General features: G+C 65.2%; 19 protein-coding genes and 4 pseudogenes. 8 read left to right on the top strand and 15 right to left on the bottom strand.

From position 1 onward, the window contains the following. Positions 1 to 425: 425 nt before the first annotated feature. Together GYH34_RS21075 and GYH34_RS21070 are read right to left on the bottom strand one after the other, a co-directional pair. The gene (locus GYH34_RS21075; protein ID WP_244635458.1) at positions 426 to 1,025 is read right to left on the bottom strand and encodes a substrate-binding domain-containing protein; all 600 of its coding nucleotides are present in this window, start codon (positions 1,023 to 1,025) and stop codon (positions 426 to 428) included. 102 nt (positions 1,026 to 1,127) lie between these two features. After that, positions 1,128 to 1,532 (bottom strand): annotated as a pseudogene (locus GYH34_RS21070) (transposase); the annotation flags it as partial. A gap of 120 nt (positions 1,533 to 1,652) precedes the next feature. Between GYH34_RS21070 and GYH34_RS21065 the strand changes: the two are divergent. After that, positions 1,653 to 3,195: pseudogene (locus tag GYH34_RS21065) on the top strand (ISL3 family transposase). Positions 3,196 to 3,248: 53 nt separating this feature from the next. Here the strand turns inward: GYH34_RS21065 and GYH34_RS22210 are convergent. Further along, positions 3,249 to 3,491 (bottom strand): alpha/beta hydrolase fold domain-containing protein, encoded by a 243-nt coding sequence (locus GYH34_RS22210; RefSeq protein ID WP_256367058.1) that lies wholly within the window; start codon positions 3,489 to 3,491, stop codon positions 3,249 to 3,251. A 318-nt stretch (positions 3,492 to 3,809) separates the two neighbouring features. On the opposite strand from GYH34_RS22210, the gene GYH34_RS21045 reads away from it, so the two are divergent. Both GYH34_RS21045 and GYH34_RS22275 read left to right on the top strand, forming a co-directional pair. Continuing rightward, positions 3,810 to 4,202, top strand: a complete 393-nt coding sequence (locus tag GYH34_RS21045) for a response regulator transcription factor (RefSeq protein ID WP_244635457.1) — start codon at positions 3,810 to 3,812, stop codon at positions 4,200 to 4,202. Beyond that, positions 4,091 to 4,486, top strand: a complete 396-nt coding sequence (locus GYH34_RS22275; protein ID WP_161915586.1) for a Tn3 family transposase — start codon at positions 4,091 to 4,093, stop codon at positions 4,484 to 4,486. Before GYH34_RS21045 ends, GYH34_RS22275 begins: the two co-directional genes overlap by 112 nt. Here GYH34_RS22275 and GYH34_RS21035 read toward each other — a convergent pair. The 10 genes and pseudogenes from GYH34_RS21035 to GYH34_RS20990 form a co-directional block, all read right to left on the bottom strand. Further along, positions 4,483 to 5,364 carry a FoF1 ATP synthase subunit gamma gene (locus tag GYH34_RS21035; protein WP_161915510.1) on the bottom strand — a complete coding sequence of 294 codons (882 nt, stop codon included), beginning with the start codon at positions 5,362 to 5,364 and terminating at the stop codon, positions 4,483 to 4,485. The two genes, GYH34_RS22275 and GYH34_RS21035, sit on opposite strands and share 4 nt — an antisense overlap. Next, positions 5,361 to 6,884 carry a F0F1 ATP synthase subunit alpha gene (locus GYH34_RS21030; protein ID WP_161915509.1) on the bottom strand — a complete coding sequence of 508 codons (1,524 nt, stop codon included), beginning with the start codon at positions 6,882 to 6,884 and terminating at the stop codon, positions 5,361 to 5,363. Before GYH34_RS21030 ends, GYH34_RS21035 begins: the two co-directional genes overlap by 4 nt. Next, positions 6,874 to 7,620: a F0F1 ATP synthase subunit delta gene (locus GYH34_RS21025; RefSeq protein ID WP_161915508.1), complete on the bottom strand. Its 747-nt coding sequence runs from the start codon at positions 7,618 to 7,620 to the stop codon at positions 6,874 to 6,876. Before GYH34_RS21025 ends, GYH34_RS21030 begins: the two co-directional genes overlap by 11 nt. Before the next feature lie 13 nt (positions 7,621 to 7,633). Beyond that, on the bottom strand, positions 7,634 to 7,879 hold the full coding sequence (locus tag GYH34_RS21020) for a F0F1 ATP synthase subunit C (protein WP_003611173.1): 246 nt from the start codon (positions 7,877 to 7,879) through the stop codon (positions 7,634 to 7,636). Between the two features lie 16 nt (positions 7,880 to 7,895). Continuing rightward, positions 7,896 to 8,576, bottom strand: a complete 681-nt coding sequence (locus GYH34_RS21015) for a F0F1 ATP synthase subunit A (protein WP_161915507.1) — start codon at positions 8,574 to 8,576, stop codon at positions 7,896 to 7,898. After that, positions 8,573 to 8,854: an ATP synthase subunit I gene (locus GYH34_RS21010; RefSeq protein WP_161915506.1), complete on the bottom strand. Its 282-nt coding sequence runs from the start codon at positions 8,852 to 8,854 to the stop codon at positions 8,573 to 8,575. The genes GYH34_RS21015 and GYH34_RS21010 overlap by 4 nt, the downstream gene beginning before the upstream one ends. Then, positions 8,851 to 9,057: pseudogene (locus tag GYH34_RS21005) on the bottom strand (AtpZ/AtpI family protein); the annotation flags it as partial. The gene GYH34_RS21010 and the pseudogene GYH34_RS21005, both read right to left, overlap by 4 nt. Before the next feature lie 74 nt (positions 9,058 to 9,131). Further along, positions 9,132 to 9,578 (bottom strand): F0F1 ATP synthase subunit epsilon, encoded by a 447-nt coding sequence (locus tag GYH34_RS21000; RefSeq protein ID WP_161915504.1) that lies wholly within the window; start codon positions 9,576 to 9,578, stop codon positions 9,132 to 9,134. After that, positions 9,575 to 11,035 (bottom strand): F0F1 ATP synthase subunit beta, encoded by a 1,461-nt coding sequence (gene atpD, locus GYH34_RS20995; RefSeq protein ID WP_161915585.1) that lies wholly within the window; start codon positions 11,033 to 11,035, stop codon positions 9,575 to 9,577. Before atpD ends, GYH34_RS21000 begins: the two co-directional genes overlap by 4 nt. Before the next feature lie 49 nt (positions 11,036 to 11,084). Next, positions 11,085 to 11,807 (bottom strand): SIMPL domain-containing protein, encoded by a 723-nt coding sequence (locus tag GYH34_RS20990; protein ID WP_161915503.1) that lies wholly within the window; start codon positions 11,805 to 11,807, stop codon positions 11,085 to 11,087. Between the two features lie 175 nt (positions 11,808 to 11,982). Between GYH34_RS20990 and GYH34_RS22105 the strand changes: the two are divergent. From GYH34_RS22105 to ppsA, 4 genes and pseudogenes are all read left to right on the top strand, one after another. Continuing rightward, a pseudogene (locus GYH34_RS22105) lies at positions 11,983 to 12,204 on the top strand (hypothetical protein); the annotation flags it as partial. Beyond that, a complete protein-coding gene (locus GYH34_RS20980; protein ID WP_161915502.1) occupies positions 12,201 to 12,851 on the top strand; it encodes a SagB/ThcOx family dehydrogenase in 651 nt (216 codons plus the stop codon). The pseudogene GYH34_RS22105 and the gene GYH34_RS20980, both read left to right, overlap by 4 nt. Positions 12,852 to 12,859: 8 nt before the next feature. Continuing rightward, positions 12,860 to 13,534 (top strand): HAD family hydrolase, encoded by a 675-nt coding sequence (locus GYH34_RS20975; protein WP_161915584.1) that lies wholly within the window; start codon positions 12,860 to 12,862, stop codon positions 13,532 to 13,534. Between the two features lie 112 nt (positions 13,535 to 13,646). After that, positions 13,647 to 16,028 (top strand): phosphoenolpyruvate synthase, encoded by a 2,382-nt coding sequence (ppsA, locus tag GYH34_RS20970; RefSeq protein ID WP_161915501.1) that lies wholly within the window; start codon positions 13,647 to 13,649, stop codon positions 16,026 to 16,028. Positions 16,029 to 16,043: 15 nt separating this feature from the next. On the opposite strand, the gene GYH34_RS20965 is transcribed toward ppsA, so the two are convergent. Further along, complete coding sequence (locus tag GYH34_RS20965) at positions 16,044 to 18,917, bottom strand: discoidin domain-containing protein (protein WP_161915500.1); 2,874 nt, start codon at positions 18,915 to 18,917, stop codon at positions 16,044 to 16,046. Positions 18,918 to 19,115: 198 nt separating this feature from the next. Here GYH34_RS20965 and GYH34_RS20960 point away from each other — a divergent pair, with 198 nt between their 5' ends. After that, positions 19,116 to 22,502: a hypothetical protein gene (locus GYH34_RS20960; protein ID WP_161915499.1), complete on the top strand. Its 3,387-nt coding sequence runs from the start codon at positions 19,116 to 19,118 to the stop codon at positions 22,500 to 22,502. Positions 22,503 to 22,538: 36 nt separating this feature from the next. Here GYH34_RS20960 and GYH34_RS20955 read toward each other — a convergent pair whose 3' ends face one another. Continuing rightward, positions 22,539 to 24,017, bottom strand: coding sequence for a glycoside hydrolase family 15 protein (locus GYH34_RS20955; protein WP_161915498.1), 1,479 nt, complete (start codon positions 24,015 to 24,017; stop codon positions 22,539 to 22,541). Positions 24,018 to 24,048 lie beyond the last annotated feature (31 nt).

Genomic DNA, 24,048 nt, shown 5'->3' with positions numbered 1-24,048 from the left:
TACTTATCTTTCATGGAAACAACAACTCCTCTCCACGACTATGGAGCCCGAGTATATCTATAGTTGTAAGCAATAAGCTACTATCGTAGATCAGAGGCTCTTCGGCGATCAGCGGAATCGATTTTGCCCGCGCCGTGCTCGACGAGATCGAAAGCCCTACACGCCATCGGGCGCAGATCGGCGTGGCTTACTGAGGCGCGGTATCCTCACCAACTGCGCTGGCGGAATAGCGACCGTCCACAGCGACACGTCTGGCGCCATCATCATCCCCATGTCGATCTGGAGGAAGCGATCGGCTCTCCAACACGGACGCTGTCGATCGACGAGGCGAGCGTGACGCCAAAACGGATGAAATTCTCTTCCTGTAGGCCCACGAGAAGATTTCGTCGCCGCGCCGGCCAGAAGTCTCCGCCGTCGCCATCCGTTCAGTCGCAGTCCTTCTCGTCGATCCGGCTCAGACGCTCGATAAGCCAACGGCCAGCCGGACCGGGCGGGGAATCCTTACGGTAGACTGCCGACATGGCCGTCTCGGAGCCGACGATCATTTCGGCCAAATCCAGCTGGACCAGCGCACCATTCGCCAAATCCGCCTCGACGAAGTCGAACGGCATGCCTCCCCAGCCGAGCCCCGCACGCAAGAACGCATGCTTCACGCCGAGGTCGGAAAGACGCCACGTCTTTTCGGAGAATACACGGAAATCCCGCCCTTCCGTCATCCGAGAGCGATCGCTCAAGACGAACTGCACATGCCGTGCGAGCTCCTTTGTCGAGATCGCGCCGCGGTGCGCCGCCAATGGGTGGCGAGACGATGCGACCATCACATAGCGGATGTCGAGCAGAGCCTCGCTGGCGAGCTCAGGATGGCCGATCGCCAATGGACCGCGAATGCCGAAGGAACAATGGCGACCGAGAACGGAATCGATGACGGCCCCCAATCCTTCCACGGCGATCCGCAATGGCGTGTCTGGAAACTCGGCTTGAGAGTCCACGACCGCGCGGGTCAGCGTTTCGGTCGGGAACAGCACATTGACGATGACGCTCAGCTCGGGCTCGAGCCCGCCGGCGAACCGTCGCGCTCGGGCTTTGAACAAATCCATGCTCGCGGCGACGGAGCGTAAGCGTCGTTTTCAGGCCACGACTTTGAGGGCGATGGGCGTCGCGTAGGCCCACGGCATGAGTTCGTCGAGTTTGCTCGCGAGATGGCCGTCGACCATCTTCGTTAGAAAGTCGGTCATGTATGCCTGCGGATCGACGCCATTGAGCTTGCATGTCTCAATGAGCGAAGCAACGATCGCCCAGTTCTCGGCTCCGCCGTCCGAGCCGGCGAAGAGAGCGTTTTTGCGATTGAGAGCGATCGGCCGGATCGCGCGCTCGACGACATTGGAGTCGATCTCGATGTACCCGTCGTCGATGAAGCGCGTCAGGCCGTCCCAGCGCGACAACGCATAGCGGATCGCCTCGGCGAGCTTGGTCTTCTGGCTGATCAGCGCGAGCTTTTCCCGGAGCCAGGGCTCGAGCGCGTCGAGGATGGGGGGGGGCTTCGTCACTTTCCGGGGAACTGATTGTCAAGGTTGCGCCTTCCGTGCACTTGAAGGGGGATGCGAAAGAACATCAAACTGTCAATCGGTCCCGGAATCGAAGTCGAGGAGATCATGATACGGGATGGCCGCTGGGTCGTTTCGGCGCGTGCCGCTGGCGAGCGGTCGTGCCCGGGCTGTGGCGACGTTTCAACGTCTCGGCATGATTGGCATCGTCGACGTCTGCAGGATCTGCCCGTTCAGGGAACGCCGCGCATGCTCGATCTACGTCTGGGACGCTGGCGATGCCTCAACGAACGGTGTAGCCGCAAGACCTTCGTGGAACGCCTGCCTTCGGTCGCTGCTCCCATGGCGCGCCGCACTGTCCGGGTCGCAGAGATCGTTCGTCTGTTCGGACACGCTGCAGGAGGTCTGCCGAGCGAAAGATTGCTGGCGCGGCTCGCCATGCCGATCAGCGACAACGCGATCCTACGTCAGCTGAAATGCCATGTTCGTGAGCGCGCGGACCCGGCTCCTCTGCGGACCATCGCCATCGACGACTGGAGCTGGCGCAAGGGCTTTACCTATGGGACGATCGTCGTTGATCTGGAGCGCCGAACCGTCGCCGATGTCCTGGAGATCCGCTCGGCCAAGGAGACCGCGGATTGGCTCGCGCGGCGGCCAGAGATCGAAATCGTGAGCCGCGACCGCTGCGGACTTTACGCCCAGGGCAACCGGCGGGGCGCTCCGCAGGCTCGCCAGGTCGCCGACCGCTTTCACTTGCTGCAGAACCTGCGTGAGGCCATCGAGCGGCAAATGACGGCGGTCAGTTGCTTCGGCGGACGCTCCCGACTTCCACCTGCCCCAGGCGACCGTCAATTGGTGCTGCGCAGCAGAAATCGTGACGCGAGGGAGCAGATGTTCGCGCAGGCCAAGGCCCTCCACGCCTCGGGCAAGAGCTTTGTCGCCATCGCCGCGGAGATCGGGATCGGCCGCGGAACAATCGCCAAGTGGATCGAGACGAATTCTTTGCCGGATCGTCGTCGAGTGACGCTGAAGCCGAGTTCGCCACTATATTTCCAGGAGTTTCTTGCCCGCCGATGGGCGGAGGGCGACAAGATTGGCCGCCGACTATTTTACGACGTCCGGCATCGTGGCTACACAGGCAGCCGTTCCCATCTGGAGCGCCTTCTTTCCGAATGGCGGCGCGTGGAGCGTCCTGAGACGGGCCGGCAGAGAGAGCCGACAAGAGAGGGGCGCGCTATCGATCCCGCGACGGGCTGGCAAATCTCTCCCCTCGTCGCGGCCGCTCTTTGCATGAAGCCGACGCGACTGCTTTCCCATTCTCAGGCTGCAAAGGTCACTGTGTTGAAAGAAGCTTCTCCGAGCTTTGTCGTCATGCGCAGACTGGATGCGATTTCGTGGCCTCTTACGGGGCGCTGATCCCGACAAGCTCGGCTCTTGGCTCGATGACGCGCGCCATTCCGGCATCCACGCCCTACAACAGTTCGCGCGGACGTTGGCCCGCGATATCGACGCCGTCAGGAACGCGATCGCCGAACCATGGAGCAGTGGTCAGGCCGAAGGCCAGATCAACCGATTGAAAACTCTCAAGCGTGCCATGTTCGGCCGCGCGGGCATCGAATTGTTGCGGGCACGAATGCTACCAATCCAATAAATCCATCTCCCCGGAAAGTGACGAAGACCCCGCCAAAATGGCTCCTGACACCCTCATAGATTTCGGAATGTGACTGGAGCGCCGGCGGCTTCGAGCTTTTGCGCATACGCCAATCCTTCGTCGAGCAGCGGATCGAATTCTACCAGCGCGACGAACGCCGGCGCGACGCGACTCACGTCCGGCGCGAGCAGCGGCGAAAAGCGCAAATCCGCAAAATCACCCGCGTTGCGCTTGTAGAGCGCGTGGAACCCGCGCAGCGTCTCGGCCTCGCAGATAGCCTTCCTCGAACAATTCAATTGAAGCCGAGGCGCAAGACGCATCCATCACCGGATCGAAAAAAGCCCGCAGGACTTGCGCGACGCCGAAGACCGATCGGTCGCGGACGGCCATGATCGCCAATACGGCAGCGACCCGGGCTCCCGCGCCGTCGCCGCCGACCGCGATCCTGCGGATGTCGACCCCGAGTTCCAGGCCAGCCCGCCACGACATGTTTGAAGGCGTCGACAGCGTCCTCGACGGCCGTCGGAAATTTGTGTTCGGGAGCGACGCCATAATCGACTGAAAGAACCGCGCCGGGCGTGCGCCGGGCCAGCCATCCACATAAGGCGTGTTACGTGCCGACGACTTTGTCGCCAAACCGTTCCACATGGGAGAATTGCAGGCGCGCCTGCGCGCGGCGCTTCGGCATCAGGCGCCGCGCGGAGTCGACCGAGTATTCGTGCCGCGACTTGTCGATAGACTTCATCAAGCGGCGCGTCACCGTCTACGGAGAAGAGGTCAAGCTCACTCGCAAGGAATACGATCTGTTGCGGACGCTCGCGCAACATGCGGGCCAGGTTGTCACGCATAAGCAATTGTTGGCGGCGGGCTGGGGCGCAACGGTGACAGACACGCAATTCGTACGGGTCTATGTTGGGCAATTGCGCCAGAAGATCGAGGAGGATCCGAGCGCGCGGAAGCTCATTCTGACCGAACCCGGCATCGGCTATCGCCTGCAGGACGAGTAACCGTCCTTTGGAACACGATCGACCTCAGCCACCCCGTCGCTGAGCTGCGCTCCGGCGGAGAACGGATCCGCGACGACGCGCTCGCTCATATCGCGCCGCTCGGCTGGGAGCACATCACCTTCAACGGGGGACTATGTTTGGCCCGACCGAACCGTTCCAGAATGTTTTCCAACCCCTCCGAGACCCGCGGTCGGAGCTACTCGACGCGGCTCGGCGCAGGATTTTGGGAAGATTCTGCGACGACCCAAATCAGTTCCCCGGAATTTGACGAAGACGCACCTTAGTCGTCGCCTCGACGAGCCTGCGTCCCGCGGGGAACTGGCCTCGCGAGTTCGATGATCTCCTCGGTGATCTCCTCCTGACGTGTTTGTCGATGCCGGGCCTCCAGTCGCTCGAGCGTCTTGTGCGCATTGTCGCGGGCTTCGATCATCGCGCGCATTCGCGCCTCGTTCTCCGCCGCGAAGGACAGCACCGCCGCCTCGCATAATTCGGCGAAGACATATTCCTGCGCGAGGCCCTCGACGAGCGCGCGCGGCGGCAATGTGACGAGGGGCGGAGCCGCGGCGGACGCAGGCGGAAAGCGGGCGAGGTCGAGCGGCACGAGCGAGCGCGCGACGATCTCGATTCCGGCCGCGCCCGGCGCGCCGTGGATGAGCGTCACGCGATCGGCGAGCCCCTCCCCCAGGCGCCCATAGAGCTCTTGCGCGATGCAGTCGGCGAGCGACGGGGCGTCGTCGACGCGCGACGCCATGGGCGAAGTCCAATCCGCGCATGATCCGCGCTCTCGCGCGAGCGTCGCGCCGCGCTCGCCGATGATGAACAGAGCCGGACGTTCGGCGCTGCCCGCGAGGCGCGCCGCCGCGTCCAGGATGCGCTCGTTGAATGCGCCGACGAAGCCGCGCTCGGAGCAGAACGCCAGGACGATATGGCCATCGGCCGGCCGGCGCTCCGAGACGAGCCGCGACGGCGGCGCTTCCGCGCTCAGCGCCAGCGCCGCGCAAATGGCGTCGCCCAACGCGGCGGCATAGGCGCGCACGCCGGAAAGACGCGACTGGGCTTCGCGCGTTCGGACGGCGGCGACGCCGCGCATCGCCGTGATGACGCTCTCGAGCTGCCGGGTCGCGGCGATATGGGCGCTGATGTCGGCTGAGCGCTCGCTCATGAGGAAGGCGCCGCGAGCTCTGACGAAAGTTCGCGCACCCGCGCCACGAGATTTGCGCGCATGGCGTCGTCGAGCGGGGCGTGACGGGAGATCGCCGCGACGCTCGGCGCGGCGGCCGAGTCGAGATGCGCGGGAAGCCTCGCGGTCAGCGCGGGAATGGCTCGCGTGGGAAGCAAATCGAGAACGCCGGCGTCGAGCGCCGCGAGCAGAGCGATCTGATCCACGAGGCGCAGAGGCGAAAAGCGCGGCTGCGTCAGCAGGCCGCGAATGCGCTCGCCCCGCGTTAGCTCCCGCTCGATGCGGGCATTCGACATGCCGCCGAAGCGCGAGAACATCTCGAGCTCCAGAAATTGCGTGTATTGCAGACGCAATCGCCCCGAGACGTCACGCAAGGCGTCAGGCTGCGCGCGGCCGCCGACTCGGCTGACCGAAAGGCCGACATCGACGGCCGGACGATGGTTCGCGGCGAACAAGCGACGGTCGAGCACGATCTGTCCATCGGTGATGGAGATCAGATTTGTGGGAATATAGGCCGAGAGATTGCCGGTATCGGTCTCGGCGATCGGCAGCGCCGTGAGCGAGCCGCCGCCGAACGCCTTCGACAATTTCGCGGCTCGCTCCAGGAGCCGCGCATGGACGTAGAAGATATCGCCGGGATAGGCTTCGCGTCCGGGAGGCTCTCGGGTCAACAGGGCGAGCTCGCGATGCGTGACCGCATGCTTGCTCAAATCGTCGACGACCACGAGTGCATGGCCGCCGCGATCGCGGAAGAACTCCGCCATGGCGAAGCCCGCGAAAGGGGCGATCCATTGCAGGCCGGGCGGCGAGGCGGCGGGCGCGACGACGAAGATGGTGCGATCGGCGGATCCTCCGCTCCTCACCGCCTCGATCGCGCGCTCCACCGAGGTCGTCCGCTGGCCGACGGCGACATAGACGCAAACGATGTCCGAGTGGCGCTGGTTGATGATGGCGTCGATGGCGATCGACGTCTTGCCGGTGGCGCGATCGCCGATGACGAGCTCGCGCTGACCACGCCCCAGGGCGAACATGGAGTCGACGACCAATAGGCCGGTCTCGACGGGCTCGGTCACGAGATCGCGCGCGATAATGCTCGGCGCCTCGCGCTCGACGGGATGGAAGGCGACGGCGGCGATCCGCTCGCCGCCGTCGAGTGGGCGGCCCAGCGGATCGACGACGCGTCCGAGCAGTCCCTCCCCGACCGGCGTGCGCGCGACCTCGCCGGTCGCGAAGACGCGCGCGCCGGCTTCGATCTCGTCGCCCGGATCGAGCAGCACCACGGCGACTCGATCGGCCTCGAGCGCGCGCGCGAATCCGAGCTGGCCGGTCTCGAAACGCAGCAGCTCGTCGAGCGCGACCTGCGGCAGGCCGGAGACGAAGGCGATCCCATCCGCATAGCTCTCGACGCGTCCGACCGTCTCGACCTTCGGCCCGAGCTCGATTCTTTCGACCGCCGCGCGGCCGCGCGCGAGCCATTCGGCGACGGCCGGCTCATCGCTCATTTTCCGGCTCCGTCAGCAAGGTCGCGGAGATTTGCTCGAGATCGGCGCGCAGGCTGTTGCGAATGCTGGTGTGGGCGTTCTCCAATTCGAGGCCGGCGAGCAATGTCGGATCGACGCGAAGCGCGAATTTCAGCGGGCGGCCGAGGGCGTTTTCTAGCCTCTCGCGGCACAGCGCGTCCTCCTCGGCGGTGAGCGGACGCGGCGCGGTCAGAGTGGGCTCTCCTCGCGTGGCGAAATCGGCGCGAGAGGTTTCCGGCAGAGCCGCGATCGCGTCTACGAGGCCGTCGATGAAGCCGACGACGCGGGACGACGCCGGCAAGCGTTCGAGCAGACGCCGCGCAATGTCGACGGCGAGCAGGCTCGCGCGCTCGGCTTCGGCGCGACGGGCCGATCGTTCGGCGCGCTCTATCTCCGCCCGCATGTCCGCTCGCATGCGATCGGCGTCGGCCCTGGCGGCCTCGAGCAGCCGGTCGCGCGCGTCCTTCGCCTCCGTCGTGGCGGCGCGGATCGTCGCCGCGCGATCGGCCGACATCGCGTCGACGGCGGCGCGCGCCTGTTCTTCCAGAGTCAGGGCCGAGGCTTTGGCGGCGGCGGCGTCGTCCAGCAGCAGCCGGGCCGTCGCCTCGCGCTCGGCGAGGATCGATGCGATGGGGCGGAAAAGGAAGCGGGAGAGCAGCCAGATCAACACGAGGGCGTTGACGGTCTGCAAACCGAGCGTCCACCAGTCGATCTGCATGCGTGCGAACGCCCTATTTGACGAAAGGATTAGCGAAGAGAAGCAGAAGCGCGATCACGAGACAGTAGATCGCCATGGTCTCGATCATCGCGAGGCCGACGAAAAGGGTGCGCGACAGGACGCCGGCGGCCTCCGGCTGACGCGCGATCGCCTCCATGGCGGCCGCGACCGCCTTGCCTTCCGCGAGTGCGGGGCCGATCGCTCCGAAGGACACGGCGACGGCGGCGGCGATCACGCTGATATATTGAATATCGTCCATTCTTCCTCGCTCTCGTCTAGCCGCCCGACCGCGCGCCGTGTCCATCGACCGCGGAGCCGATGAACACCATGGCGAGCGTCGCGAAAATGTAGGCCTGAATCGCGCCGGTCAGCAAATCGAGCGCCATCAGCGGAATCGGCACGAGCAGACCCGCGAGCGACAGCACGACGCCGATGACGAACACGCCGCTCATGATGTTCCCGAACAAGCGGACGATCAGCGAGAAGGTGCGCGTGATCTGCTCGACGAGATTGAGCGGAACCATGATGATGCTCGGCTCGGCGAATGTCGCGAGATAGCCGAGCGGGCCGCGCGTGCGCAGTCCGTGATAGATGGTCGCGAAAAAGACGATCAGAGCCAGCGCCGCATCGGTTTCGAGCCGCGCCGTCGGCGGCTCCACGCCAGGAACGAGCGACGACCAATTGGCGACGAGCACGAAGAGGAAGATCGTTCCGAGCAAGGCGCGATAGGGGGCTGGGTCCGCGCCGATCGTGTCCCTTATCTGCTGGTCGAGCGTCTCGACGAAAAGCTCGAGCGCCGATTGTCCGGTCCCCGGCCGCAACGAGAGCCGCCGAGTTACAAGAAGGCTCGCGAGAACGAGCGCGGCCATCAGCGCCCAAGTGACGATGACGGGCTTGCTGACGGGCACGGGTCCGAGCTGAAAGCCGGGCTCGAGCGCGAGCGGCGAGGATTTCATTCGAGACCTCCCAAACGACGCAGGACGACGCGGCGCGCCGCGAGCAGTCCCAGCGCGCCGGAGAGCAGAGCGAGAGCGCCGATCTTCGCGAGGGCTGCGAGCGCAGCTGCGAGCGCCGCGAAGCGCGTTATGAGCAAGAGAATGGCCTTCGGCGTCACGCCCCGCTCGAAGAGATCGACATTCCAACGCAGGGCGCGGAAGTAAGCGAGGCCCGCGGCGAATCCCGCGCCCGCGCCGAGGGCGAGCTGGAGAGCGAGCGGGGCGGCGGAAACGGTCATTGGCGCGACATCCATTTCCAGGCGAGCCAGAGGCCGACTCCGGCGCCGATCATGACGAGAGGCGCGGAGAAGAAGACGCCCATGTCGTACATCTTGTCCAGCCGACGTCCGAGGAACAGCCCCGCGAGCGCCGGCAGGACGATAGTCCAGCCGAGAACGCCGATCTGCCCCAGCCGGCGTCCGAGCGAGGGCTCGGCGTTCCTGCGCTGCATCTCGCGCCGCTCGGCGGCCAGTCGCGAGGCCTCCGCCATCGAATCGCGCTCGGGACCGGCCTCGCTCATGGCGCGTCCTTTCCGTCGCCGAACACTTCCGAAGCGCCGGACGGACGCAGATAACGGACGAGGCGACGCACGGCGCTGGCGTGCAGCCGCGTCTCCTCGACGCGCGCGCGCGCCGCCGCGTCCTTCTCGGCCGTGCGCGCGGCGCGCACCTCGGCGTCGAGCTTGCGCAGATCGCGACCGAGAAGGCCCTCGCGGCAGGCGACCGACACGCTCTCTCCGCCCCTGACGGTCAGCACGCCCCCACGGATCGCGCAATAGCGCTCGGCGCCGTCGGCGGATCGCCAGCGCAGGACCGACGGCGGCAGCACCGTCAGCAGATCGGCGTGGCCCGGCAGCAAGCCGAAACCGCCGCTCTCGTCCTCGGCGCGGACGGATCGTACGCCGGCTTCGTCGAGCAGCACGGCGTTCGGCGTGGTGATGGCGAGCCGCAACGCTCTGCTCACGGCCTGCCTCCCGTCGTCTCGGCGTCCTTGCGCGCGGCGGCCTTCTCCTTCTGCTCCGCCTCGTCGATGGTCCCGACCATATAGAAGGAGCTCTCTCGCCAATCGTCGCAGGCGCCGGAAAGAATCGCGCGGCAGCCCGCGAGCGTGTCGGCGAGAGGAACCGAGCGGCCGGACGCTCCGGTAAAAGCCTCGGTGACGGCGAAAGGCTGGGTCAGGAAGCGCTGAAGGCGCCGCGCGCGCCCGACGATCTTGCGGTCCTCGGCTGCGAGCTCCTCGACGCCGAGCAAGGCGATGACATCCTGCAGCTCGAGATAATGCTCGATCACCCGACGGACCTCGGTCGCGACTTCAGCGTGCGCCTCGCCGACGACCAGCGGATCGAGCAGCACGGAGGAGGAAGCGATCGGATCGATCGCCGGATACATGCCCTCGGCCGCCATTTGTCGGGAGAGAACGATCATGCTGTCGATGTGGGTGGCGATCGTCGTCACCGCGGGATCGGTGAAATCGTCTGCGGGGACATAGACCGCCTCGATCGCCGTCACGCCGACCCCGCCGACCGAGGCGATCCGCTCGTGCAGCGCCGCCACTTCGCTCGCCAGCGTCGGCTGATAGCCGACGCGCGACGGCAATCGCCCCAGCAGGCCCGAGACTTCGGCCCCGGCCTGGACGAAGCGGAAGATATTGTCCATCAGCAGCAGCACGTTCTGGCGCTGCTCGTCGCGGAAATATTCCGCGATGGTGAGAGCGGCGAGCGGCGCCCGCCAGCGCGCGCCGGGGGGCTCGTTCATCTGGCCATAGACCAGAACCGTGCGCTCCAGCACGCCGGAGCGGCCCATGTCGAGCAGAAGCTCGTGGCCCTCGCGCGAGCGCTCGCCGACGCCGGCGAACACCGATACGCCCCGATAGCCCGTCACCATTGCGTGAATGAGCTCCATCACGAGCACGGTCTTGCCGACGCCCGCACCGCCGAACATGGCGGCCTTGCCGCCCTGAGCGATGGGCGTCAGCAGGTCGATGATCTTGATCCCCGTCGCGAAAATCTCACCGCCGCTCGGCCTTTGGGCCAGCGGCGGGGGCGCGCGATGGATCGGCCGGCGCGGCGCGTGCGCCGGCAGCGGCGGTCCATTGTCGCCGATCGCTCCCGTCACATCGATCAGCCGTCCGAGCGTCGCGACGCCGACCGGAATCTCGATCGGCCCGCCGGTCGCCCTCACCCGGCGTCCGCGCGAGAGGCCGACCGTCGATTGCAGAGCGATGGCCTGGACGCTGTTCCGATCGAGATGAGCCTGCACCTCGGCGTAAATTGCGCGTCCGCCGTCGGCCTCGACGACCAAGGCGTCCTCGATCGCCGGTAGCTCGCCCTCCTCGAAACGCACGTCGATCACGGCGCCGCGAACGGCTAAGACCGTTCCGTGTCGCGCCATGCTCGCGTGAGAAGAAGCCGCCTCGTTCATATGCACGCCGATCGAGCATCTCGCCGATTGGTTCGAAATCCTGGACATTCTAGCGCGAAAGCGCCCAAGTCGCCGAGACCCTCGCGGTGAGCCGTCGCGCGCCGGGCCGCAGAGGCAGAGACGCCGCTCCATTCGCGGAGGCCGAAGGCTCGGTTCGGCCGTCGGCTGCTGTGGCCACAGTCTCCTCCTGGCGATCGATTTCGATGAGGCGGCCGAGCTTGCCGCCCACGGCCTCGACATAGTTTCTCGCCCGCTGTTCCGCATCTTTCACGGCGGCGATCCGTAGACGCTCGAGCCGCGTCCTTTCGTCGCTGAAGACGAATTCCACACCACGTATGTCGTTCGCGCCGGCGTCGATCGCGTGAGACAGCAGAGACGCGGCCTCATCGAGCGAATTCACCGTCGCGCTCAGCTCGCTTCGCGCCCGAAAGCCCCTGGAGACACGCTTCCCATGCGCGCCGCGCGGCGCGGCGTCCTCCGTCGCGACCGACTGAAGCGTCGCCCCGACGACGCGAATGCCGTCGCTCGGCGCTCCTTGCCGGACGAGGCCCTCCGACAAGGAGCGCGTCTTCCGCTCGTTCTCGGCCACGGCCTCGGTCGCGGTGGGCCGATCCACGACAATGTCCAGGTGGAGGATCGCTCGATCGGGAAGCGCCTCCTCCGAGGCTTCTCCCGTCACGGAAATATGAGGGAGAGTGTCTTTCAATGTCTCGGCCGAAGCGCTCGCGAGAAGGAGCGCGCTCGATAAGGCTGCGGCGAGTATTCGGGTCATCGACTTGCCTCGCTCAACGCCGCTGGCGGCGAAATCGGTGGCTCCCGCTTCCGGCCTCCCCCGACTCGGCGCACCGAAGCCTCGGCGACTGGCGGAGCGTGGACTTTATCACGCCACATATCACCCGCAGCTTCACAAAACGACGAAAAAGCAAGAGAATCTCGCTCGACCTCGTCCGCGCCATAGTCCCGACTTCGATCGGATCGAGAAGGCCTTCTCCAAGCTCGAAGCTCTGCTCCGGAAAGCCCCCGAGCGAACCGTCGACGTCCTATGGAAACAGGGTCTGCGCAATGCCGAAGGAGCTCTCCTCCGCGAATGCGCAAATTTCTTCTCCGCCCTCGAAAATCTACATTTCCCCACGATATTGCATGGTCTCACGAGGAGGCCGTCGCAATGACGACGCTGACCAAGCTCGCGCTCGGCATGATGGGACGCTTGCGTCCGAAACCTGCGCGAGGCGCCGTTGCGGCGCAGATCGCGCTTCCCCCTCCGCACAAGGAAGGCGGAACGCCATTGATGGAGGCGCTCGCGGAGCGGAGGTCGTCCCGGGAATTCGCGCCTGACGAACTACCCTTGCAGCTCTTGTCCGACCTGCTGTGGGCCGCGGACGGCGTGAATAGAGCCGAAGGCGGACGAACCGCGCCCTCCGCTTTGGACGCTCAGGAAATCGACGTCTATGTCGCGCTGCCCTCCGGGGCCTATCTCTATGTCGCCGCCGCGCACGCCCTAGAGCTGGTCGCAGCGAGCGACATGAGGCGCGTGACCGGCTATCAGGATTTCGTCGACAAAGCGCCGCTCGATCTGGTGTTCATCGCCGACCATGCGCGAATGGCGCTCGTGCCGGTCTCTCAGCGCGAGAGCTTCGCCTCGGTCGCGGCGGGGGCGATCTCGCAGAATGTGTATTTGTTCGCGGCGAGCGCGGGCCTCGCCACTGTTATCAGAGCCTGGATCGATCGCGAGGCGATCGCGCAAGCGCTGGGGCTCGGCCACGATCATCAGGTGCTTTTGTCGCAGACGATCGGCTATCCGAAGAAGACGGAGTGAACACCCCGATGCGCATCGATCCGGCTTTCCTATTCGATCTCGACGGCACGCTGGTCGACAGCGTCTATCAGCACGTCCTCGCCTGGAAAAAGGCGCTCGACGCGGAGCGTATCGATTTGTCAGTCTGGCGCATTCATCGCAAGGTCGGCATGAGCGGAGGCTTATTCGTCAATCAGCTGCTGCGCGAGACCGGCATGGAAATCGACGCTGAGCGCGTGCGCCGCTTGAGCGCCGCCCACGCCGCCGCTTATCTCGAGATCGCCGACGGGGTGCGCCCGCTCCCGGGCGCAAGGGAGCTCCTCGCATGGCTCACCGACGCCGGCGTCCCCTGGGCGATCGCAACAAGCGGTCGCATGGAGACGGCGCGCGTCAATCTCGCCGCGCTCCGCGTCGATCCCATCCGCACGCCGGTCGTCACTCGCGACCAGGTCGCGCACGCCAAGCCCGATCCAGATCTTTTTCTCGCCGCCGCCCGACGGCTGAACGCGCCCATCACGACAGCGTTCGTCGTCGGCGACAGCATATGGGACATGCTCGCTGCGACCCGATGCCGTGCGCTGGGGGTCGGCCTTCTGAGCGGAGGCTACGGCTCCGAGGAGCTGCGGCAGTCTGGCGCGTTTCGCGTCTATGACGATCCCGCCGATCTATTGTTCCACATCGACGAGATCGGTGGAAGGAAGTGACATTCGGTCGCTCTGCTCGCGCTCGCTAGAATGAGCCATAAATGGGCGTCGCCGACATCGTGGCCCGACGACGAGAAGAGCAGACTTCGAGATTCGAAGCGAGGGGAGTCGCATGATCGACATGGCGCGCCAAATCGTCTGGCTCGAGGACTTGACCCGCGACGATGTTCCGAGCGTCGGCGGAAAGAACGCCTCGCTCGGAGAAATGATTTCCCGACTCACCGAAAAAGGCGTCAGAACGCCCTCTGGATTTGCGACGACGGCGCAAGCCTATTGGCGCTTCATCGACAGCAATGGCGCGCGGAATGTCATCGCCACGACGCTCGACGACCTCGAATCCGGCCGCATCGCGCTCGCCGACGCCGGTCGAACAATTCGTAACGCCATTCTACGCGGCGAATGGTCCAGCGAAATGGCGAGCGCCATCGTCGCGGCCTATCGCGAGCTGGGCCGACGCATCGGCAGGGACGCGCCCGACGTCGCGGTGAGGTCGAGCGCAACCGCCGAAGACCTGCCGAATGCGAGCTTCGCTGGGCAGCAGGAGACCTATCTGAACATTCGCGGCGAGCGGGCGTTGCTCGACGCCTGTCGTCGCTGCTACGCGTCGCTCTTCACGGATCGCGCGATAAGCTATCGCAAGGCGCAAGGTTTCGACCATATGAAAGTCGCGCTGTCGATCGGCGTGCAGATCATGGTCCGATCCGACACAGGCGGCGCCGGCGTGATGTTCTCGCTGGACACGGAGACGGGCTTCGACAAGGTCGCGCTCATCAACGCCTCCTGGGGGCTCGGCGAGAATGTCGTGCAGGGCGCGGTGGACCCGGACGAATATGTCGTGTTCAAGCCGTTCCTTTCCAATGCAGCGCTGTCGCCGATCATCGAGAAGAAGCGCGGCGACAAGCTGGTGAAGATGATCTATGCGCAGGGCGACGACCAGCCGACGCGCAATGTCCCGACGTCAAAGGCCGAGCGCGCGTCCTTCGTGCTCGCCGACGAGGACATCCTGACTCTGGCTCGCTGGGCCTGTCTGATCGAGGACCATTATCGCCGGCCGATGGATATGGAATGGGCCAAGGACGGCGAGACCGGCGAGCTCTTCATCGTCCAGGCGCGTCCGGAGACGGTTCAATCGCGGCGCGAGGCGAGCGCGCTGAAGTCTTATCGCATCGGCGAGAAAGGCCGCAGGATCTGCACGGGATTGGCGATCGGCGACGCGGTGGCGACCGGCAAGGTCTGCGTCATAGAGGACGTCCGCGACATTGGTCGTTTCGTCGACGGCGCCATATTAGTCACGCGCACGACCGATCCGGATTGGGCGCCCATCATGAAGCGAGCCGCGGCGATCGTGACCGAGCATGGCGGGCGCACCTCGCATGCGGCGATCGTCAGCCGCGAGTTCGGATTGCCGGCGATCGTCGGCGCGCCGGATGCGACGCGACTGCTCCACGACGAGCAGATCGTCACCTTGTCCTGCGCCGAAGGCGATACGGGATTCGTCTATGACGGCGTCGCCGAGATCGAGATCGAGGAGCTCGATCTCGCCGCCGTTCCCACGACGCGCGTCGAGGTCATGCTCAATCTCGCAGATCCCGCCGCGGCCTTTCGCTGGTGGCGTCTTCCTTCCGACGGAGTGGGCCTCGCGCGGATGGAGTTCGTGATCAACAATCACATCAAGATCCATCCGATGGCGCTCGTCCATTGTGATTCGTTGACCGACGAGGCGGCCAAAAAGATCATCGCCGAGGCGACGGTCGGATACGAGAACAAGAGCGACTATTTCGTCGAAGGGCTCTCGAGGGCGCTCGGCCGCATCGCCGCCTCCGTTCATCCGCGGCCGGTCATCGTGCGCATGAGCGATTTCAAGACCAATGAATATGCCGCGCTGATCGGCGGCGCCCAATTCGAGCCCAGGGAAGAAAATCCGATGATCGGCTTCCGCGGCGCGTCGCGCTATTATTCGCCGCGCTATCGAGAAGGCTTCGCGCTCGAATGCCGCGCCATGCGCCGTCTTCGCGAAGAAATGGGATTCACCAACGTCATCGTGATGATCCCTTTCTGCCGGACGGTAAAGGAGGCGGATCGCGTGCTCGCGGTCATGGCGGCCAATGGGTTGAAGCGCGGCGAGAACGGGCTTCAGGTCTATGTCATGTGCGAGATTCCCTCGAATGTCATTCTCGCCCGCGCCTTTGCGGAGCGCTTCGACGGTTTCTCGATCGGCAGCAATGATCTCACGCAGCTCACTCTCGGCGTCGACCGAGATTCCGCGGAGCTCTCCGATCTGTTCGACGAGAGGGACGAGGCGGTGAAATGGATGATCCACACTGTCATCGACGCCGCGCGCGATACGGGGGCCAAGGTCGGGCTGTGCGGGCAAGCGCCGAGCGACCATCCCGATTTCGCCGAATTCCTGGTCGAATGCGGGATCGATTCCGTGTCGGTGACGCCCGACAGCTTTGTCGTCGTGAAGCAGCATGTGGCGGCCGCTGAGAGTTGATCGAGCGCGACCCGCTCAAAAATCGATGACCATCCGGCTGAAATTCGCCGAGGTGATCACATCGCCATCGATAACGCAGGATTGTCCGTCCGCACATGCGCGCGTGGCCCCGGGGAAGCGTATCGTGACGCGCTCGGGCGGCGGCCCGGCCGAGGCCAGCTCGATCGTCGCTCTGGATTTCGTCCGGCAGGCCAGCAGATCGACGACGCCGAAAGCCGTCGGTAGATTCCGCAGAGTGATCCCCTCGCCGTCCCACCAATGGTCCGGCGCGCCGCGGAACAGCTCCAAGGCGTCGCCGTTTTCGCGCAGCAGCATACTTCGTATGGCAGTGACAAACTCCGCCCCGATCCAAGTGTGCGGCATGTCGCCGATATATTGCGGCGCGCGCGGCGGGCTCCAGACCACCTCGGCCCAGTGCCGCCAATTCTCGGGGCGCCGGCAGGAAAGAAGCAGCTCGAGCAGACCGAATGCGTCCTCGAGCCGGCCGAGGGACACGAAGGCGTTCAGATTGCGAATGACATAGGGGGTGAAGCTTCCCGCAAAATCCGGAGCGCCGAGCGATTTTATTTGCGCGGCGCAAAGGTCGTAGGTCGCAGCCAGCAGCTCGGGCGGAAGAACGTCCTCCACGCGGCAAGGCCCGAAGGCGATGGAGGTCGAGGTGGGATCGACGTCCTCGCGATCGGCCGAGCCCGCGATCATCCCCTCGCCCATGAGTTCGGAGGTCATGCGGATCGAGCGAGTGAGATCTTCGGCGAACCCCTTCGCTTTCGCTCGCGCCCACGCCGCTGTTTCTCTTTCGCCCGCCGCATCGGCGAGAAAGGCGCAGCCCCGAAAGGCGCTCAATGCGAAGAAATCGTCCCAATAGCTGTAGCTCGGCTCGCTATAGCCCTCATGGCTGAGGGAAGGCGGCAAGAGACCGTGGAAACGGGACGTAGGGCCATGCTGCGCATTGGTTCGGGCGCAAAGCTCCTCGATGAATCGCGTCGCTCGGACCACGGGCTCGAGGACTGCGGTCAGAAATGCGCGGCTTCTCGTGATCCGATACGCCTCTGCCGCGACGCAGACGAACTCTCCCTGCGCGTCATATTCGATATCGCTTCCGTAACCCCGATTTATCGCGCCATTCTCGTCGAGAATGGGCGGGACCATGCCGTTGGGATAGAGACGCTGCGAATACCAGAGCACGAAGTCCTCGGCCTCTTCGGCCAAGCCGGCCCATAGCAAGGCGAGCGCCTGAGCGGAACCATCTCGTATCCAAATGCGGTCGTAGTTCCTGGGGCCGGGCTTGAAAGCGGGTCGCGTCGCATTGACGAGAATCAAGGAAATTTGCGCCTCGACCGTCTCGGTGACGCGTGGGTCGCCGACCGTTATCCTCCGGGGGCCGATCTTTTTTCGCCAGCGACGCGCGACGATTTTTCGCACGGCGGAGAAGGTCACGTCGGCGTCCGGTGTGACGCCGTCTCGCAAAGGCGCAGCGACGACGATGACGTCCCTCGCCGCCGGCGGCAGCGAAAAAGCGAATTCGACAGCCGCGCTGAGCAGCCCCGAGTCGGAGCAAAGGCGACGATCCGTCCCGCTCGCGCCGCCCTCGATCAGCCTCACGACGTCTCCGTCGTCGAAGTCGGCGACCGTCACCGCGTCCGGCTCGCGCGAAAACGCGGCATAAATTCGATCGTCGATTCGCGCCTCGCGACCGATGACGGCGATGGCGTCGATCGGCGCATGACCGCCGTGCTGCCAATAGGGATTGATCTGCGCTGGCCGCACCGCCAGCACGAGCGCTCCTTTTCGCGGCGCGCGAGATGTGTTGACGATCCGATACTGCACCAGCGCCTGCCCGGCGTGAGCGAGCGCCGTCGCGCAAATTTCCAGTCCATCTACGGACCATGTAACGCTTGGGATCGGCAATGATTCGCCGACGAGGGAATGGCGGATGCACGCGCTCGCCGACGCTCCATGCAATCTCTCGCCTGCTCGCAGCAGCGGCGTGATCTGCGGCGACCCGCGGCGGGGTTCGAGACCGCCATATTCGTCGAAAAGCGCCTCTCCTTCTCGATCGAATTCCCCCAGCACGGTCCAATAGACTTGACGGCCGAGCAGCGCTTGCGGGTAGAGCTCGCCGCGCCCGGCGCGCGCGGCCCGCTCTAGCTGGCCGATGGGCATGCGGTCGCTGTCGAGGATGCGGAGCTTGAGCTCGTCGACGACGGCGCCTTCCGGCGCGCTCGCCTCGTGCAGCGTCAGGCGGAGAAACCGGCTGCTCGCGCACGGCCACCAGAAGCTGCCATTTCCCCCTCCGCCGGCCGTAATGCGGCCGAGCTCGCGGAAATTTTCGCCATCGTCGGAGAGATAGGCCGAGAAATCCAGTCCATAGCTGTCTCCCCATTCGACGAGCGCGCCGACCACGGATCTGGCGAAACGGAAGTCGACGGTGATGCTTTCGCCCCTGCGAAGAAAGACCGGCGCATGGCCGAGCGCGGCGATGCGTCCCGCCTCCAGCGTGGTCGCGGCGTCGGCGGGGCCGTAGAGATTGATTTCGACGATGTCGGGACCCGGCCGGCGCTCCGGATTCTCGGCGCTCCAGCGCAGGAAACGAGCCGGCGTCGGCGGAAAGGCGAAAATCTCCTGGCCGCCTTCGCCGTGTCGGGAGCCGCAGAGGCGCATCCATCGCAGTCCATCCTGCGAGCCCTCGAAGCAATATGCGCTCGACGCGCGCCGCCCCCAGTAGATTTCCAGCCCGCCGAGCAGGGCCGCCTCGCCGAGATCGATCGCGAGCGACGACCTTTCGGCCGGTTCGGCCGACCATGCGGTGGAATAGCGATCGTCGATCGCATGGCGCGGATCGCCGCTGCTCGCGGTCGCCTTCCATAGGGCTTTCGGCGGGACGTTCATCTCTCGCCTCCGACGGACGACATGCGCGTCCCGTCACCGATTAACTCCCGACGCCGAGCCGGAGGCAAGCCCCGCCTTCGGCAGCCTCTCCTTCGCGCGCCGACCGATCTGGCGTAGGCGCTTGGAACGGGTGGCCGACGAAGCATATTCTGTCTCGAGCGGACGCAGCACGCGCCGCGGAGACGAGGATAAAACCGCATGAAAGCGAGCCCCGCTCCGACAAGCCCTCGCCTGCTGACGAGCGAATCGGGTCTGACCGTGGAAGCCAACGCCAATGGCTCGATCCGACGCATGCGACGCAATGGGGTTCTGCTCAACCTGTTCCTCGGCAATGAGGTCGAGGGCGGACCCGCCAATATCTACTTGCGCCGCCACGACGATGGAGGTGATGCGATCGGCTTGCTCGGACCGCGCAGCGGCGAGGCCGCGCAGTTCGACGATCGAGGCATGACCGTCGAGGGCGCATGGCGAGACATTCGCTTTTCCCTGACGCTCGTTCTCGCTCGCTCCGCCGCCGCATGGTTCTGGCGGCTGGCGCTGGAAAATCGTGGCGACAAAGCCCAGCGACTGGATTTGATCCATGTGCAGGACCTGGGCCTGACCGATTATGGAGCGGCGCGATCCAACGAATATTATGTCAGCCAATATGTCGATCACGCGCCGCTGTCTCACCCAGAGCGCGGCGTCGTCGTCGCCTCCCGCCAGAACCAGCCCGTCGACGGGCGCCATCCGTGGTGCATCATCGGATCGCTCGCGCAAGGGATCGGTTTCGCCACCGACGCCTTGCAGGTCAATGGTCTTTCCACGCGGGCGGGCGGGTCCCCGGAAGCGATGACGCGAGGCCTCCCGAGCGAGCGTCTCCAGCACGAGCATTCGCTGGCCGCCATACAAGATGCGCCGTTCCAACTCGCGCCGGGAGAACGAAACGAGCGCGGTTTTTTCGGCTGGTTCGAGCCAGACCATTCGGCGCCGACGTCGGCAACAGACTTGGCTTTCGTCGATCGAGCCTCGGCGCAGCCCGAAGCGCGCTCCGCATGGCTGCCTCTCGGAAGCGAGCGCGCGGTTGCGCATCCGCCGAGCCTGTTCTGCTCGGCGCCGCTCCTCGAGGCGCTGGAGCTGACCGAAGGCGAAATTTCGAAGCTCTTCGGCGAGAATCTTCGGCATGGGGAGTGGGAGAATGGGCGGTTTCTGTCCTTCTTCTACGGCGAACGAAGCCATGTGGCGTTGAAATCGAAGGAGCTGCGAACGCTACGTCCTCATGGCCAAATCCTGCGCACAGGCGACGGCTCGATTCCGCAGGAGGAGGCGCTCGCCTCGACGGTCTGGATGTCCGGCGTATTTCATTCGCAGCTGACGCAAGGCCATGTCGGCGTCGATCGGCTCCTATCCGGGAGCCGCGGCTACCTCGGCCTTTTCCGCTCGCACGGACAGCGTCTATTCGTCGACGATGGGAGCGGCTGGCGGCTGCTCGACGCGCCATCGGCTTTCGAGATGACGCCGGACGCCTGTCGCTGGCTCTATAAGCACGAGGCCGGACTGATACGGGTCGAGAGCCGGGCGCAGACAGAGAGCCACGAGCTGAGACTATCTGTCGAGTTTCTCTCCGGCTCGGCGATGCGCTGCCTTCTGTCGAGCCATATCGCCCTCGATGGCGCCGACGAGGCGCGGCCGAGCTATGTTCGCGACGCTGAGGGCGTGTTCGTTCGAGCGGCTCCGGACAGCGAAATCGGGAGGCGCTTTCCCGGCGGCGGCTTCCGCATCGATCCGCTGCCCGGCGCGAGCATCGAAAGCGTCGCAGGGGATGAAGCTCTCTTTCCCGACGGCGTATCGCGGCGCCAGCCTTTCCTCTGCCTGATCGCTTCGCCCGCGCGATCGATCGGCTTTCGCATCCTCGGCCGTCTGCTGCCGGCGCCGCCGCCGACAGGCGCTCCGGCCGATCGCTATTGGCGCGACATGTCCCTGGGCTTGCGAATGCGCGCGCCCGCGAACGCGCCTCTGGCGCAGGACGCAGCGCGGATCGGCGAAATTCTGTCCTGGTTCGCGCAGAATGCGCTCGTCCATTATCTCGCGCCGAGGGGCCTCGAGCAATTTTCCGGCGGCAGCTGGGGCGTCCGCGATGTCGCGCAGGGTCCCGTCGAAATGCTTCTCGCTCTCGGCCGCTTCGACGCGCTACGCGACATTCTGCGGCGCGTGTTCGCGCAGCAGAATCCCGACGGCGACTGGCCGCAATTCTTCGGCGTCTTCGAGCGGGAGAGATACGATCGAGCCGATGATTCCCATGGCGACATCATCTTTTGGCCCTTGCTGGCGCTGGCGAGATATCTTTGCGCGTCGCACGACCGTTCGATCCTCGCCGAGCGCATCCCTTTCTTCGCGGAACGAGACAATTCGGCGGAGCCTGCGACGATCGAAAAGCATGTCGAGCGAGCGCTCGATCTCATCGACCGGCGCGTGATCCGCGGAACGCGCCTCGCCGCCTATGGCCGCGGCGACTGGAACGACACGCTGCAGCCCGCCGACGCAAGCATGCGCGACACTTATTGCAGCGCCTGGACCGTGACGCTGCATTACCAGACCTATGTCACGATCGCAGACGCTTATCTTCGCGAAGGCTCGGCCGCGAGGGCGGCGGATATCCGCGCCCGAGCGGAGCATGTGAGGGAGGACTTCCAACGCCTCTTGGTCGTCGACGGCGTGGTCGCCGGACTGGCCTCATTCCATGGAACAGATCGCCGTGGAGCCGATCACGTCGATTATCTGCTGCATCCACGCGATGCGGCGACGGGCGTCTCCTACAGCCTCATTCCGATGATTCATGCGATCATCGCCGGCCTTTTCACGCCCGCGCAAGCGCGCGAGCATCTCGCCGTCATCGAGCGCCATCTGCTGGCGCCAGATGGCGCCAGGCTTTTCGATCGGCCGATCGAATATCGGGGCGGCGCGCAAAAATGCTTTCAGCGGGCCGAGAGCGCCGCCTTCTTCGGCCGCGAGGTCGGGCTGATGTACACCCATGCGCATTTGCGCTATGCGGAGGCCTTGTGGCGTTTCGGCGACGTCGATGGGTTCTTTCACGCCCTTTGCCTCGCGAACCCCATCGGCATTCGTGACCTCACGCCCTCCGCAGCGCTACGCCAGTCGAATTGCTACTACACCAGCTCGGACGCCGACTTCGCCGATCGCTATGAGGCGTACGACAATTACGATCGCGTCATGCGTGGAACGATCCAGACCGAAGGCGGTTGGAGGATCTATTCCAGCGGACCGGGGGTCGCGGTCCGTTTGATCGTCTGCTGCTTCCTCGGATTGACGCAGGAAAAATCGGCGCTCGTGCTCGACCCGGCGATCCCTCCGAGCCTGAACGGCTTGCGTGTCGAGATCGCGCTGTTCGGTCATGATTTCGAAGTGACCTATGCGGTCGACAAAGTCGGCTGTGGTCCCGTCGGGACGAATCTGAACGGCGTCGACCTGCCTTTTCTTCGCCGCGAGAATCCTTATCGCGTCGGCGCCGCGGAAATCGCGATCGAAGCTGTGCTGAATCGGATCATCGACGATGGCGTGAACCGCCTGTCTGTCAGGCTCGGCTGAGCACGAAAGAGAGAATGGCGCGCCACCGAACCCGGCTCAGCCGACGCGCGCTTCCCCCATCGCGTGAACGGCGCGTCGGCGCGCCGCGACCGCCGAGATGAAGCAGGCGTAGCTCCAGGTAAGATTGCGCGAAGATGTCGGCGCGCCGTCGTATCGGCTGAACTGTTCCGCCATCTCGCGCGACGCCGGCGTATGTCGTCGCACCATTGCGAGATACATATCGCCGCGTCGAAGCGCCGCTTCGGCAAGCCGTTCTCGAAGCGGCGGCGCGAGCGCGCCCGAAGGGAGCGATTCCGCCGGCGTCCGCAGCAGCTCGGCCAGTGGCCCGCGACTCTCGTCGGCGACGACGACCGCCTCCCCCTCCGCGGCGGCCTGCGCGAGAAGAAAGCAATATTGGGCCGCGCCCAGTGTCGAGAAGAAATAGGCGCCGCCCGTGAAATAGCTGTCGCCGGCATAGCGGCCGAGCGCCGGCGCGCAATCGGCGGGACGCATCCGGTTGATCGGATAGTCCTGCTCGAACAGATGCTCGAGTTCAGCCAAAGTCCCGAGCATTCTCGGATCGACGACGCTGTGCGGCCCTGCGCGCCGGCCCGCCTGGATCGCCCCGAGAACCACGGCTATGTCTAGGCGCCGCGGCGGCGTCGCGTCCAGCGACGGGCCTGCATCGGGGAGACGGCCACGATAGACGCCGTCATGCGGATCGAAATGCGCGTCGAGCTCGACGAGTAGCGCACGCGCTGCGTCAGCGCAGGCGGCCGCGCGCTTCGCATCGCCCTCCGCCGCCAAAAACTCGGCGGCTGCGGCGAGCGCCGCCTGCTGGACGAGGCGCGTGTGATAGTGGAAGCCGAGATTTTCCTCCCAGAGATCGTAGCAAGGCCCCCGCCAATGCGATAGCGTGTAATCGAGATCGTAGCGCAGCAACGCCGAGGCTGTTTCGCCCGCCCGCTCGCGAAAACCGTCCAAGGCGAAGCAGCGCATGACTGTGAGCGCTCGCAATGCGAGTCCGTCACTCTGCGGCCGCGCCCATTTCATGAGGTCGATGCTTCCATCGGCGTTGTAGCGCGTTTCGCCGAGCGCTTTGTCGCCGGCGATCTCAGCGATCTCCTCACGTGAGCGCAGATGTTGCCGGAAGGACGGCTCCACCGCTTCTGGATAGAAGCCGCGCCGCAGAAAGGACGGGCCGTCCAAATGACAGAGATCGAGGCTGAAGGCCACGAAATTCGTGAGATGCTCGATTGCGGATGGTTCGAGCGTTCCGTCTTCGATGGCGTCCCGCAGCGCGTCGGCGACGAGGGCGGAGTCGCGCAGCCAGTGAAAGAAATAGTCCGGGTCTGGATCATACGCCGCCATCTCTGTCGACGCCACGATCGAGCCGAGCGCAGGACGGATCGTCTGCCCCAGCGCAGGGCGATGTTTCACGAGATTCGTCGCGGAAACGGCGCGCGACATCGCGGTGGCGCAGAAGCGATTCTGTTCCATCGTCCATTCGAGGAGACCTTGGTCGTCGTTGCTCATTCTCCAGCCTCCGAGGCCTGCGCGCTTTCGA

The organism is Methylosinus sp. C49 (assembly GCF_009936375.1).
GTDB lineage: Bacteria > Pseudomonadota > Alphaproteobacteria > Rhizobiales > Beijerinckiaceae > Methylosinus.
Note: the sequence above shows the minus strand (reverse complement) of the source record. Positions and strands in the feature narration are given on the sequence as shown.